This window comes from Leptospira barantonii, assembly GCF_002811925.1.
Lineage (GTDB): Bacteria > Spirochaetota > Leptospiria > Leptospirales > Leptospiraceae > Leptospira > Leptospira barantonii.
The window spans coordinates 407,860-422,165 of sequence record NZ_NPDS01000002.1; the positions used below are offsets into that span (position 1 = coordinate 407,860).

Annotated in this window: 7 protein-coding genes; 4 read left to right on the forward strand and 3 right to left on the reverse strand. The window is 45.5% G+C overall.

What is annotated here, in order from left to right:
- Positions 1-137: 137 nt before the first annotated feature.
- Together CH367_RS06655 and CH367_RS06660 are read right to left on the reverse strand one after the other, a co-directional pair.
- Positions 138-728: a DUF4274 domain-containing protein gene (locus CH367_RS06655; RefSeq protein WP_100761701.1), complete on the reverse strand. Its 591-nt coding sequence runs from the start codon at positions 726-728 to the stop codon at positions 138-140.
- A gap of 287 nt (positions 729-1,015) precedes the next feature.
- Positions 1,016-5,278 carry an Ig-like domain-containing protein gene (locus CH367_RS06660; RefSeq protein WP_165783233.1) on the reverse strand — a complete coding sequence of 1,421 codons (4,263 nt, stop codon included), beginning with the start codon at positions 5,276-5,278 and terminating at the stop codon, positions 1,016-1,018.
- A 510-nt stretch (positions 5,279-5,788) separates the two neighbouring features.
- On the opposite strand from CH367_RS06660, the gene omp85 reads away from it, so the two are divergent.
- Positions 5,789-7,240 (forward strand): Omp85 family outer membrane protein, encoded by a 1,452-nt coding sequence (gene omp85 / locus CH367_RS06665; protein ID WP_100761703.1) that lies wholly within the window; start codon positions 5,789-5,791, stop codon positions 7,238-7,240.
- Between the two features lie 54 nt (positions 7,241-7,294).
- Here omp85 and CH367_RS06670 read toward each other — a convergent pair whose 3' ends face one another.
- Positions 7,295-7,912, reverse strand: coding sequence for a hypothetical protein (locus tag CH367_RS06670; RefSeq protein ID WP_100761704.1), 618 nt, complete (start codon positions 7,910-7,912; stop codon positions 7,295-7,297).
- A gap of 598 nt (positions 7,913-8,510) precedes the next feature.
- Between CH367_RS06670 and CH367_RS06675 the strand changes: the two genes are divergently transcribed.
- From CH367_RS06675 to CH367_RS06685, 3 genes are read left to right on the forward strand one after another with little or no spacing between them, the layout of a single operon-like run.
- Positions 8,511-9,941, forward strand: coding sequence for a circularly permuted type 2 ATP-grasp protein (locus CH367_RS06675; RefSeq protein ID WP_100761705.1), 1,431 nt, complete (start codon positions 8,511-8,513; stop codon positions 9,939-9,941).
- 35 nt (positions 9,942-9,976) lie between these two features.
- Positions 9,977-10,918 (forward strand): alpha-E domain-containing protein, encoded by a 942-nt coding sequence (locus CH367_RS06680; protein ID WP_100761706.1) that lies wholly within the window; start codon positions 9,977-9,979, stop codon positions 10,916-10,918.
- A 44-nt stretch (positions 10,919-10,962) separates the two neighbouring features.
- Complete coding sequence (locus CH367_RS06685; RefSeq protein ID WP_100761707.1) at positions 10,963-14,280, forward strand: transglutaminase family protein; 3,318 nt, start codon at positions 10,963-10,965, stop codon at positions 14,278-14,280.
- Positions 14,281-14,306 lie beyond the last annotated feature (26 nt).

A 14,306-nucleotide genomic window follows, 5' to 3' on the forward strand; every position in this document is an offset into this window, starting at 1 on the left:
GAATCGTCGATCCAAAGAAGTTTTAAATTCTTGGACCTAATGGAGTAACGAATCTACGACAAAATTTTTTCACTCTTTCCGGGCGGAGTCACGGATCGAACCGATGAATGGGATCGATCCGATCCGATCCGATTTCTTCAAACGAGAGTGGTTTCCGAAAAATTGATTTTTCTTTCCTCGCTTTCGTATTTTTGGAAAAAGGCACGGAATTCTTCCGTGGAATAAACCTCTTCAAAGAATGAAAATTGAGGAAACGGTTTGCCGATATTGGCCTTTTTAAGGAGTTCCGGAATTTGCCATTTTCCTTCATCCGTTTTCTGAAAGAAAAAATCGTTGGTTTCGTCGTTTGCCGGATCGTATTGAATGTTTTCGGATTGGAATTCTTTGGAAAGAATTCTCCGTTCCAGGTCTTTCAGAAAAATAAAATTCTCCCTTACGTTTTCCCCTTCGAGCTCCGCTTCTTTTTCGTTTTGGAATTGAGTATAAAAGAAAGGACACATTTTCCAATAGACTGCGAGCGCAGTCCCAAGATCGCATAACGGACTTTCTGCGACCCAACGGACGAACTTCATGCCGCCGTCCCAATCGTATTCAAGTAAAGCATAATGGAGTTCCAGAGAATTTTTCAATTCCTCAAAGCTCTTTCTTTGAATCGGACCAAACGCAGAACTGGAAAAGTAAGCTTCGATAAACGCAAGTCTCTCGACTGGGAAGGGAAGATTTTTCATCAGACACTCCTTTCTGGTTGAACCGGATCCTTTCAGAAACCGTCATTTTGAAGAAGATTTTCGCAAAAGAATTCTATTTTTCAACTCAGTTGATAATATGGGAAAGGAAATCGTAAATTTAAGACCGAGCTTCTTGCCGATTTCATCGACACATTATTTATAAAATTAGAATATTCTGATTTTATAATATAATTTTCTAAAGACAAATTCGAAAAACGATCGAACGCATTCTTGTGAAATTTGGAATTCTTCCCAAAGCAAGAAACGCGCTCGATCCGACCGCTCTCTCAGTAGAGAGCGGCTCCGAAATATCCCATTGCAGGAGGAACCATGTTACCAATGATCGTAGTATTCGACAGGGCCGGGTTGTTTGTGGTCAATCCCGTCGAAGAAGAATGGAAGATATAGCTCTTTCCATTGAATCCGTTGTAACCCCAGGAACCCACGTAGAGATCCGCATATCCGTCCCCATTTACATCCCCGGTTCCCAATCCCCAGCCGTATAATTCACTCAAAGGGCCTGTCATTGTCAAAGTTGCCGTTGTTTCGCTTACAAATCCGGATGCAATGTTCATATGAACATACACTAAACCGTTGACAGCGGGGGGGCCTGCAGGTGGGACCGCAGTTACGATGATATCCGCATTTCCGTTATTGTCCAAATCCCGAAGTTTTACGAAATATCCATAGTTGTTATTTGCGGTGCTTCCGTTAATCATGAGGATTGCTCCTCCCACGGTGGAGGCCGTGATTCCAGCCGCAGTTGCAGAAGAACTATAGGTAAGAACTCTTCCTCTGGAAGTATTTTGACCCGGCATTCCTACCGCGATGTCCGCGTGTCCATCTCCACTGATATCGCCGCACGCAACAGCATATCCGAATTTATCTCCGGCAACTCCCGTTCCAGTTGCTGGTGCAGGGTTCTGAATCGTCGTAGCCGGTGCGGCTCCGATTCCGGTGCTACTTCCATGATACACGTAAACGGCTCCTCTTTGACCACTATACCCATACGAACCGATTACGATATCTTCATACGTATCTCCACCGGTATTGTTGATCTGTCCGGAAGCCAAGGCGGAACCAAATAAGTCGTTGGACGCGGTTCCTTGGCGCATTGCGGAAGCCGTGGTTGTATCGAAGTCCACAATTCCTGCGTTCCCGGCCGAGTTGAAAACATAAACTTTTCCTCTGGAAGTGCTCGCACCGGGGGCGCCCACGACTAACTCGCTGTATCCGTCTCCGTTTGTATCTGCGCCTAACACTGCGGCGCCGAACTGTTCGTTTGCCGCGGCTCCTACAATCATCGTGGAAGCAAAGGTGGACCAAGAAATGGTAACACCGGCGCTTCCAGAAGAATTAAATACATAAGCTCTTCCTGTTGAACCGCCGTATAAGGGAGCCCCAACCAATACGTCGGCGTATCCGTCTCCGTTCACATCCGCTAAGGCCACGCTCTTTCCGAAGTTTGAAGTCGAAGGTCCGATGATATAACGGTTAGCCGCGGGTGCGCTTGTGGCCGTAATTCCAGCCGTTCCTGAAGAATGGAAAATATAAACCATATTCTCATTCTCCGCACCTATGACCGTATCGACGTATCCGTCACCGTTGATATCTTTATTGGTTCCTTGACGGAATGTCACCGTGGTGATCGCGGAATAATTGTTAGCCCCGTCTCTACTTTTAACGCTGATGGTATGTTGAGATCCGATTCTCCATTGACTTGCGCCGGAAGGAGTTTTATAAGACCAGTTCGTCGTTCCTGAAACCGTGAAATAAGCGCCTGCGTCTATGGAAATTTCCACACCGGCTACGGAGTTGCCGTCGGCGGCGGTTCCGAGGATCATTCCACTTTCAAGGACGGTTTTATTCTTCAGGTTTTGGATCGTCACCGTTGGTGCGGTTACGTCTAACGCGGCCCCCGTCCAAAAGGACCAAGTGAATGGACTGGCCGGATTTCCGGCAAGGTCCTTAGCCCCGGCCGTGATACTCGCCATATAATTCGTTCCGGGGTTTAAGTTCGGACTCGGAGTAAATGTAGCCGTGGTTCCGCTACAACTTACCGTCCCAGGCGCTCCTCCCAACGTAAACGTCGCCGTCGTCAGCGTTGTACAGTCCATTGTCTCACTAAAAGCAACCGTGATCGTTGCGTTAGGCGCTACACCGGTTTGTCCCGGATTCGGATATTCCATAGAAACGGAAGGCGCTATAACATCCGGTGTAGCGCCGGTCGTAAAGGTCCAAGTATATGGAGCGGCTAAAGAATTTCCCGCGCTATCCTTGATCGCAGTGGTGAGAGTCGCGGTATAAGTGGTTCCGTAACCTAAATTGAAGAATGGAGTAAACGTCGCCGTTGTACCGGAACAACCCACGGTTCCGGCGATCGCACCGCCGCCGGCTAAGGTCACGCTCGTAGTTGTGATCGTCGCACAGTTCAAAGACTCGCTAAACGCGATGCTGAGAATGCTATTCACCGGAACGTTTGTCGCGCCGACGGTAGGACTTACAAAAGAAACGGTTGGTGGAGTTGTATCCGGAGCGACTCCCGTTGTAAAACTCCAGGAATAAAGTGCAGGTATGGAATTACCCGCAAGATCTTTTGCGGCAGTCGTAATGTTTGCCGTATAGGTTGTGTTATAAGCCAAGGTCGCGCCCGGTGTAAACGTTGCAGAGGTTCCCGAACAAGTTACGGTTCCTGCAACGGCTGCACCTCCGGTTAAAGTAAAACTTGCGTTGGTGATCGTCGCGCAGTTCATCGTCTCGCTAAAGACTACGCTCACACTTGAATTTACACCGACTCCCAAAAGAGAATTTGCAGGAGTTACTAAAGAAACGATCGGAGCAGTTGTATCCGGGGCCGCTCCTGTGGAAAAGCTCCAAGAGAAAGGAACCGCAAGAGGATTTCCTGCGAGATCGGTAACGGTTGTTGCGATCGTTGCCGTGTATGCGGTTCCGTATGCTAAAGAAGAACTCGGAGTGAACGTTGCACTTGTACCCGAGCAACCTACGGTTCCCGGAATCGCACTTCCATCGCTCAAGACAATACTTGTAGAAGTCACGGTTGCACAACTGACTACTTCGCTAAACGAAATGCTTAAAGAACCGTTGATCGCAAATCCTGTGAATCCATTTGCGGGACTTACAAAAGAAACGGTAGGAGCAGTCGTATCCGGTGCATTCCCGGTCGTGAAAGTCCAAGTGTAGATCGCCGCAACCGAATTTGTGGCAAGGTCCTTCGCACCGGTCGTAATCTTTGCAGTGTATGTCGTGTTGTATGCCAATGCTACGCTCGGAGAAAACGTAGCTGAAGTTCCCGCACAGCTCACGGTTCCGGGAATTGCGGCCCCGCCGGTTAAGGTGAAACTTGCGGTGGTCAGAGTTGCGCAGGCCATAGGCTCGCTGAAAACGGCGCTTACACTTGTATTCACTCCAACATTGATCGTTCCATTCGCGGGACTAACAAGCGAAACGGTAGGAGGAGTAACGTCCGGACCGGCCCCTGTCGTAAAACTCCAAATAAACGGAGCCGAAAGATAATTCGATGCAAGATCTTTTACGAGCGTTGTTATCGTAGCGGTATAAGTCGTTCCATAATTCAAAGGAGCGGCTGGAGTAAACGTCGCCGAAGTTCCGGAGCAGGTTACCGTTCCAACTACGCCGGTGCCTCCGTTATCCAAAGTTACGGTTCCGGAGGTAATGGAAGCGCAAGTCATCGCTTCGTCAAAAGTGAAACTGATGGAACCGTTGATGGAGAATCCGGTAGAGCCGTTGATCGGGCTGATAAAAGAAACGTTTGGAGGTGTTATGTCTGGCGCCGTGCCTGTTGTAAAATTCCAAGCGTATAAAGCCGCAACGGAATTTCCGGCAAGATCTTTCGCGCCGGTTGAGATCTTTGCAGTATAAGTCGTATTTTGCGCTAATGCGCCGGCCGGTGTGAAGGTTGCCGCCGTGCCCGCACAACTTACGGTTCCCGGAACCGCGGCTCCATTGTCCAAGGTAAAAGTAGCGGCATTCAATGTTGTACAATTTACGTTTTCGCTAAATGCAACACTCACGGAAGAATTGTTCGGAACGGAAGGACTTCCGTTGTTTGGCGTTGTTAAAGAAACGGCGGGAGCGATCAGATCCAAAGTGGCCGCGGTCGTAAAGCTCCAAGTAAAATTATCAGTCAATGCGGTGCCGCTTGCCGATTTGATTTCTTTTGCAATTGTAGCCGTATAAATTGTGGAAGCGGAAAGGGGAGAATTCGGTGTTAAGACCGCGGTCGTGTCCGTGATTGCCAAACTAGAAGGAATTAATGTTCCTCCTTGCATCAGATAAAATGTGGAGGCGTTCACGGAAGAAGTATCGATCGAACCGCTGAAAGTGACTTGGATCGCTGTGTTGAGTGGAATTCCACTTACGCCCGAACCCGGCGTGATTTGCGAAACCGAAAAGACATTCGCTTTATTGCTGAGATCCAAGTATGCAAGGAATGGAAGTGAGGTCTTGCCGCCGTTTACGCAACCTGTGTTCACCGCGATGAGTAGAATTGTTAAAATAATTTTTATCATTGTGTGCATACGGAATCCTCCAACGAAAGCCACTTTTTTGTTTTGTGACGGACAATCATCGGTAAGAATAGCACGAACCCTACCTATTTATCTCTTTACGTTATAATCTGACAGGCAATTGCAAGTTTGATAAGAACGAATCGACCCCTGTTGTTGAAAATCAACAAGAACCCTTAATACCATTGGTTTACTTAGAAAATAGAATGATATGTCCAAGTACGTAATTTCGTTTGCGCGGAATTTTTAAAGAATCAGAAAAAATTCATCGAAGAATCTTAATCATTTTATAATAGGAATGGTCGTTAGGTGGATCTTTAGAAAAACGAATTCAAAAAAATCGAAAATGAAAGCTATTGAATTCTTATTTTTATGAATCGAGAATCATACGATGAATTGAACTGTCTTACGTTTTGGCGGTGAAAATGTAATTTGCGCTTTGTTCCCAAGCGAGAATAAGCCTATACAAATCCGAGTGTTTTCGCCATTTGGAATGGGGAAGCCTCGATCATCATGCGGAATACGTTTAAAATTTGGATCCAAATCGGGTTGTTGATTTGGATCGGAAATTTCTTTCCAATTTGGGGAGAAGGGCTCCAAAATCTCCCCGATGCTCGGATTCCTTTAGATGAGGGAAAACGACTGGAACCGGGAGAACTCGCAGAAAAGAAGGAAGGTTGGTATATGACGGCCGTCCCTCTTTTGAGTTCGGATCCGGTGAGAGGACAAGGCGGTGGAATCAGGGCCAGTCTATTCTTTAACGGAAAAAAAACGGATTTATATTACGAATACGAACCGTATCGAAGTAAACTCACGGTTCAGCTTTTTCAAACCAATCAAGGTGTGAAAAATCATTTCATACAGTTCGATTCTCCCTATATCTTAAATACCGCGTTTCGATTTAAGAGCAGTCTCGGTTTGGATTACAATCCGAATTCTCAATATTTCGGAATTGGAGAATCTTCCCTTCAGTCTCTTTCGTATCGTCCTCGAAATCTTCCCGGAGTCGGGCAGGTTGGAAATGCGAATTTCGACGCGTACGAAGCGTCTCAATCGTACATTCGACCTTCAAGGGCCGCGTCCGAAATCACTCCGACCGTAAGCGATCAAGGATACAATCAGTATCTATTCAATTCAACGACCTTGTTCAACAGCATCGATTATACGTTTTGGAAGGCGTTCAAATGGGTGGTCGCGAATGAAATTTCGAAGAACATCATCGGTCATTCGGACGGTGTTTGGAATCCTTCCAAAGATCCGTATTTAGCGGGAAGTATTTGGGAAACCTCGGTTCCAAACGGAGAATCAAAACTTACCGAAGACTACAAGGCCGGGAAAATCAAAGGTTATCACGGCGGAGAAATCATTTATCTTCGCGCGGGAATCGCTTACGATACGAGGGATTTCGAACCCGACCCGGATCGAGGTGTATTAGTAGAATTGAATGTAGCAAACGTTTCGAAACGCACCGGTTCCGATTTTAATTACAATAAGATTTTCTTTCAGACGAAATACTTTTATAAACTTTTTCCGAGCGTTTTCGAAGAATTGGTTTTTGCAACGAGAGGGGCGATGGCATATACTTCTTCGGGATCACCTTTCTCCGAAGTTCGATATATGTGGAGTTTGGACGGGCCTATGACCGGGATCGGTGGGTTGCAAACGATGCGAGGTTATCGTCAGGATCGTTTTGTCGCGCCTATGGTCGGTTTCGGAAGTATGGAACTTCGCTGGAGATTCGCTACATTCAAAATCGGTGATGAACTTTTTACGTTGAGTCTGGTGCCCTTTTACGATATCGGTCGGGTTTGGGATTCCGAGAAAAGGATCAACTTACAAGGATACAAACATTCTTGGGGAAGCGGTCTTAGAATCATTTGGAATCAAGCGACCGTGATCCTGATCGATTTTGCGAAGTCTCGGGAAGATACGCAGATGTTCGTTGATTTCAGCCACGCGTTCTGATGAACGAAGTGAAGAATCCCGTTTTTGAAAAAACGGGATTCGAGCGAGCTGATATTATTTTTTCTTAGGTTTTGCCTTAGAAAAATATCCTTGGTGGTATGCTTCCGCAAACGTAGAAGTGATCAACGCATCTTGCGTTTCTCTAACGGTAGATGGGAAGTAGTAAAAAGGCATTCCGAAAATTAAGAGGAGTTGTTGCCAAAGAACGATTTTTTCTTCCTTAAATACGGAACCGATCTTCGTTCCCTTGCCGTCGTAAACCGTCATGGTCATTTTGAAATGATCGCTTGCGGTGCTTGGAAAAATGTATAAAGTCAATCCGGTAAGAACCGCTAACGCTTGGTTCGCTTCTCCATTGTCTTCTAACGCGATGTCCAATACGTAGTCAGTTGCGAATTCGTTGTTTGAGATTTCGGAAAAAAGACCTATGTTTTTTGCTTTTCCGACGATCGCATTCGTCCAGTTGTTTTGAAAAGCAACGTTTATCGGTGCGTTATTTCCGTTTGCAACGATTTTAAAGCTGGTCTTCAAAAACACTATCGGCTTTGCAGTTACCGTTGCGGGGTCCACCGGATTCGGTTTTTGTAATAGATCGGAAGTGTAGGCGATACAGTTCATAAATGAGCCGATCGCTAAAGCGAACAAAATTTTTGAAACGTTATTTGTATTCATGTTTCCCTTGGTAATTATTTGATTTATGCGATCCTGTGGAAACCTTTAAATTCAGAAACAACTTTTCAAAAAAATGGATTTGTTTTAATCAGTTCGTATTAAATTTTAAAACGTTAATTAGATTTTAATGTATAACAATTCTCTAATTGAATTTCGTTTCAGAATTTGAATGATCGTTCTAATGATGTTACCTTTTAGCTCCGAGTATTTATAATCAAATGATTTCAGTTCTTAAGTGATCCTTAAGCTACCTTCCTGCGTTCGGTATGTTTTTCGTTCTGATAAATAAAATCGAGCCTTTAGCTTAAGCAAAACAACGCTCGACTTTGAGTTTCTAAAACATCGTCGAACCTTTTTTCAATCCCTTCCTTTGTCGGCCCAATTTCCCACCTTTTCGAAAATCAAAATTCTCCAGGGATCTCCAAAAGTCTGATTTTCGGGCAAAAGACGCTACTTTTCTCAGAAAAAATTTAATAATTAAATCAAAATGTTTAATAAATTAGCATATATTTTTTAGTTATTTAAAAATTAAACAGATTAAATAAAAACTGCTTGCAAAATGGGCTTTAATTTAGGAATTTCTAATTGAGGTATGAATATGCTTCTGAATAACTACGAGACGGAATCTTTTTACGACGAGATGTTTTCTCCCGAGGGCGGGATCCGACAAAGTTACGATTTTCTAAAATCAAGAATCGAGACGATGGACGACCGGGAGTTGGTTCGCAGAAAGTCGAGCGCGGAAAAGGCCCTTCTTTCGCTCGGCATAACGTTCAACGTTTATGGAGACGAAGAGGAAGAAGAAAGAATTATGCCTTTCGATATCATTCCTCGGATCATCACATCTCACGAGTGGAGAAAGTTGGAAGAGGGGTTGAAACAAAGAACCCGCGCCTTGAATCTTTTTATCAACGATATCTATCACGATGAAAAGATCATCAAAGACGGAATCGTTCCGGCCGAGTATGTCTATTCTTCCCCGGGTTATTTAAAAGAATGTAAAGGAATCAATCCTCCTCAAGGAACTTGGATTCATATTTCGGGAACCGATCTTGTGCGCAACGGAGACGGAACCGTTCACGTTTTGGAGGACAATCTTAGATGCCCTTCCGGCGTTTCTTATGTATTAGAAAATCGTGAAGTGATGAAGAAGACATTCCCCGAACTTTTTTCGAGCCTTAACGTACGTCCTACTTATGATTATCCGATCCGACTTCGGGGGATGCTCGAATTCATGAGCGGAAAGTCCAATCCTTCCATTGCGGTTTTGACCCCCGGTATCTACAATTCGGCTTATTACGAACATTCTTTCTTGGCCCAGAAGATGGGAGTTCCTCTCGTGGAAGGAAGCGACCTCGTCGTGAAGGACGACAAGGTTTATATGAGAACCACAAGAGGTTTGAAAGTTGTCGACGTGATCTATAGAAGGATCGACGATTCTTTTCTCGATCCACTCGTGTTCAACAAGGATTCTCTCTTGGGTGTTCCCGGCATTTTCGAAGCGTATAAAAAAGGAAACGTCGCTCTTGTAAACGCTCCCGGTGCGGGTGTCGCGGACGATAAGGTATTATACACGTTCGTTCCCGCGATGATAAAATACTATCTCGGTGAAGAAGCGATCATTCCTAACGTGCCTACTTATCTTTGTTCCGATGATAAGGATCGTGAATACGTTAAGGAGAATATCTCCAAGCTCGTCGTAAAGGCGGCTAACGGAGCGGGCGGTTACGGTATGCTCATCGGTTCCCGTTCGAGTAAGAAGGAACAAAAAGAATTTTGCGAACTCATTGACAAAAGCCCCAGAAACTATATCGCACAACCGGTCCTCAGTCTTTCCAGAGTTCCCACTCTGATCGAGGACAAGTTGGAAGGACGACACGTGGATCTGAGACCTTTCATTCTTTATGGTGAAGACATCTATGTCATGCCGGGCGGTTTGACTCGTGTCGCTTTGAGAAAAGGTTCTCTCGTGGTCAATTCTTCCCAAGGCGGCGGATCAAAAGATACCTGGGTTATGGGCGAAGGCTAAAAAGATACTCACACTTTAGAACGAAAGAGGTTGCTATGCTGAGCAGAGTGGCTGAGTCCGTATACTGGATGAATCGGTATATGGAGAGGGCGGAGAATTATTCCCGCTTCATCGACGTTAATTTTCAATTATCCTTGGACTTGAACGAAGACGTGAATCGTCAGTGGACGCCTCTCGTATTTACGACGGGTGATCACGAACTTTTTCAGAAAAAATATTCGGAACCTTCTAAGGAGAACGTGATTCACTTCATGACCTTCGATACGGAGAATCCGAATTCGATCCTGAATTGTTTGATCCGTTCGAGAGAGAATGCAAGAACCATTCGTGAAAACATCTCCACTCCGATGTGGGAAGTTATGAACGAATTCTATCTTACGTTTAAAACCAAAAAACATTTCACGGATACGGATCTTTCCGTGTTGAGCGAATTCTTTAAGTCGATTCGAAATCAATGTCTTTTGTTTTACGGTTGTCAGGAAGCGACGATCGCAAGGGACGAGGTTTGGTATTTCGCTCAACTCGGTAGATACTTGGAACGCGCGGATAAAACCGCGAGAATTCTCGACATGAAATATTTCATTCTTCTTCCCTCACACGACGTAGGTTCCAATCTCGATTTGATCCAATGGCTTTCTCTTTTGAAATCCACAAGCGCACATGAGATGTTCAATCGTATCTATCAAAAGATCACTCCGAAAAACATCGCGGAGTTTTTGATTCTAGACAGACAATTCCCGAGAGCGGTTCGTTTTTCTCTCCGAAAAATTTTCGAAAGTTTGAAACTTTTGAGCGGCACCGATCCGGACGAATATTCCTGCGAAGCCGAGAAGAGAGTGGGAGTTTTGTTATCCGAACTCAGTTACACTTCCGTGGACGAGATTTTCAGTTCGGGGATGCACGAGTATTTGGATAAACTTCAACTGCAGATCAACGGGATTCACGACCGGATCGACGAACGTTATTTTCGATTTTAACGATTTGTTTTTTAGGAACGGAAAACTTAGGCGGAAATTTTTTTATGACCATTCGAGTCGCTCTCACTCACGAAACCGTTTATCGGTATGATCGAAACATCACTCTTTCTCCCCACGTGATTCGGCTTCGTCCGGCTCCTCACTGTAAGACGAATATCGTTTCTTATTCCTTAAAGGTGGAACCGGAGAATCAGTTTCTAAACTGGCAACAGGATCCGTTCGGCAACTTTCAGGCGAGGCTCGTGTTTCCGGAAAAGACGGATCGTTTGAGCGTTCTCGTGGATCTTGTAGCGGATATGAAGGTAATCAATCCTTTCGATTTTTTCGTGGAAGCTTACGCCGAGAATTTTCCTTTCGAATATGAGGAAATTCTAAAATACGAATTGGCTCCGTATCTGGTTCCTTCCGAAAACGGAAAGTTGTTGGATTCCTATGTGAAATCACTGCGCGCCGACGGTTTTGCAAAGCCGCAACGAATCATAGACTTTATCGTAGTTTTAAATCAGAAACTTTCGAACGATATCGGTTACATCATCCGGATGGAACCGGGGGTTCAGACCTGCGAAGAATCCTTACAGAAACGAACCGGGTCTTGCAGAGATTCTTCCTTTTTACTCGTTCAAATTTTGCGTCGTTTCGGTTTAGCGGCTCGGTTTGTTTCCGGTTATTTGATTCAACTCAAGGCGGATCAAAAACCGCTCGAGGGTCCGAAGGGTCCCGAAAAAGATTTCACCGATCTCCACGCTTGGGCCGAGGTGTTTCTTCCCGGCGCGGGTTGGGTGGGAATGGATCCTACTTCCGGACTTCTTACCGGAGAAGGTCATATACCGTTAGCCGCAACACCGGAGCCGATGAGCGCGGCGCCTATCTTCGGTTATGCGGACCCCGCGAAAACCGAGTTCGAGTTTCGAATGGAAGTGGAAAGAATCCAAGAAAGTCCTCGGGTCACCCTTCCGTATTCGGAAACAAGATGGAACGATATCGTAAGAAGGGGTAAGGCGCTTGATCATAAGATCAAAGACTTGGGTTTGTCTCTTTCGATCGGGGGAGAACCCACTTTCATCTCGGACACGGATCGTCAAAGTCCGGAATGGAATCACGAGGCGCTCGGCGAGGACAAATTCGAACTTTCAAAAAGTTTAATGTATAAGTTGAAGAACGAATTTACTTCCGGTTCTTTTCTGCAATTCTCGCAAGGAAAATGGTATCCCGGAGAACCTCTTCCCCGTTGGAGTATCGGTTGTCTTTGGAGAAAGGACGGGGTGGATCTTTGGAAAGATTCTTCTCTTTTGACGGACAGTCCGCAGTCCGCGGAGGTTCGGTCTTCCACAGAGAAGTTGGATCCGCATAAAGCTTCGGAAACGCTTGCATGTGCGATTTGCAGAAGTCTCGGCATCGATCTTTCGTATATGGTTCCGATGTATGAGGACAATCTTTATTATCTTTGGAAAGAGGGGAATCTTCCCTTTGAGATGGAGAAAAAACTTTCCACAGCCTTTGACACTCTGGAACGTCAGCGCCTTTTGAAACTTCTGGACAAAGGTTTTAAAAAGGAAGTAGCATTCGGTATTCCGGTATATTATAATTATGTAAAGAAAGAATGGGAAAGTTCGGTTTGGCATTTTAAAAGGGAAAAACTTTTTTTGATTCCGGGCGATTCTCCGGCGGGTTTTAGAATTCCGTTTTCATCGATCAGCGATCGTTTCAGAGAGGCTCCTTACTTCACTTCGATCGAAAAAAAAGAAGCCCTTCCTTCGAGAAAAACTTTGGACGAAAAAATTCGTAAAAGAATCGATTCTCCCTCGAAGACCTTCGGTGAAAAAGAACTTCCGATTCAATCCACGATCGTAGTCGAGGTTCGGGACGGAATTCTGCACGTATTTCTTCCGCCGGTTCCTTCCGCGGAAGTTTGGGTTGAGTTGATCGCAAGCGTAGAACAAGCGGTTCTCGCTTCGGGGCTCAAGGTTCGGATCGAAGGATACGAATCCGGGATGGACGAACGAATCGGACAATTCAAGATTACTCCCGATCCGGGTGTGATCGAAGTCAATCTGCACCCGTCCACTTCCTTTGCAGAGTTGGAAAACAAAACGAGAATTCTGTATGAAAAGGCGATCGAAACAAAACTCAGCACCGAAAAGTTTCAGATAGACGGAAGAGCTTCCGGAACGGGCGGAGGAAATCACATCACGTTAGGCGCTCTTGTTGCGGAAGAAAGTCCTTTTTTAAAACGACCGGATCTATTAAGAAGTTTTGCGACGTATTGGCAACACCATCCTTCCTTGTCTTATCTTTTTTCGGGGCTTTTTATCGGAACCACTTCCCAATCTCCTCGTATGGACGAAGGAAGGGAAGAATCTTTGTATGAATTCGAAATCGCCTGCAGTCAAGTCGATCATTTGGAAAGTGTTCCGCCTTGGCTTGTGGACCGTCTTTTTCGAAATCTTCTCGTGGACATCACGGGCAACACACATCGTTCCGAAATCTCCATCGATAAACTCTATTCACCCGCCGGATCGACCGGACGTTTGGGGCTCGTGGAATTCAGGGCTTTCGAGATGCCTCCTCATTACAAGATGAGTGTTCTGCAACAAATGTTCGTCTTATCCTTATTGTGCAGATTTTGGGAAGAACCTTACAGGCATCCTCCGATCCGAAGAGGAACGGAACTTCACGACAAATACCTTCTTCCTTTCTACGTTTGGGAGGATTTTAAGGACGTGCTGAAGGATTTGAATTCCAACGGTTATCCTTTTTACGAGGAAGACTTTATTCCATTTTTTGAATTTAGATTTCCTGAATATGGTCACGTTCTAAAGGATCAGATCCGTCTCGAGTTGAGAATGGCCTTGGAACCTTGGGACGTTCTCGGAGAAGAAGCGAACTCGTTCGGAACTTCTCGTGCGGTCGATTCCGCATTGGAAAGAATTCAAGTAAAAGTCGAAGGATGGACGCAGGGAAGATACGTTCTTTCCTGCAACGGCTACGAGGTTCCTTTGCGGTCGACGGGAAAAAACGGAGAAGCGGTCGCCGGTGTTCGTTATAAGGCTTGGTCGCCCGTTTTTACGTTACATCCGAATCTTCCGATCACGAATCCTCTCGTTTTCGATCTTTGGGATTCTTGGAGTGGAAGATCGATCGGCGGTTGTAAGTATTACGTTTCTCATCCCGGGGGAAGATCGTATGATACGTTCCCGGTGAATTCGTTCGAAGCGGAGAGCCGAAGAATCAATCGATTTATCGATCAAGGTCATACGGCCGGATCGACGACCGCTCCGAAGAGTTTGTCGCATCCCCATTCTCCGTTTACCTTAGATCTGCGTTTGGCGCCGGGGCCCGGTTGGAAAAAAAAGTCTCCGTAAAGAATCGCCAAAATCTACGGACATTG

Coding starts and splice junctions, on each gene's coding strand:
- CH367_RS06655 (WP_100761701.1), bottom strand. CDS start 728: ATGAAAAATCTTCCCTTCCCAGTCGAGAGACTTGCGTTTATCGAAGCT.
- CH367_RS06660 (WP_165783233.1), bottom strand. CDS start 5,278: ATGATAAAAATTATTTTAACAATTCTACTCATCGCGGTGAACACAGGT.
- omp85 (WP_100761703.1), top strand. CDS start 5,789: ATGCGGAATACGTTTAAAATTTGGATCCAAATCGGGTTGTTGATTTGG.
- CH367_RS06670 (WP_100761704.1), bottom strand. CDS start 7,912: ATGAATACAAATAACGTTTCAAAAATTTTGTTCGCTTTAGCGATCGGC.
- CH367_RS06675 (WP_100761705.1), top strand. CDS start 8,511: ATGCTTCTGAATAACTACGAGACGGAATCTTTTTACGACGAGATGTTT.
- CH367_RS06680 (WP_100761706.1), top strand. CDS start 9,977: ATGCTGAGCAGAGTGGCTGAGTCCGTATACTGGATGAATCGGTATATG.
- CH367_RS06685 (WP_100761707.1), top strand. CDS start 10,963: ATGACCATTCGAGTCGCTCTCACTCACGAAACCGTTTATCGGTATGAT.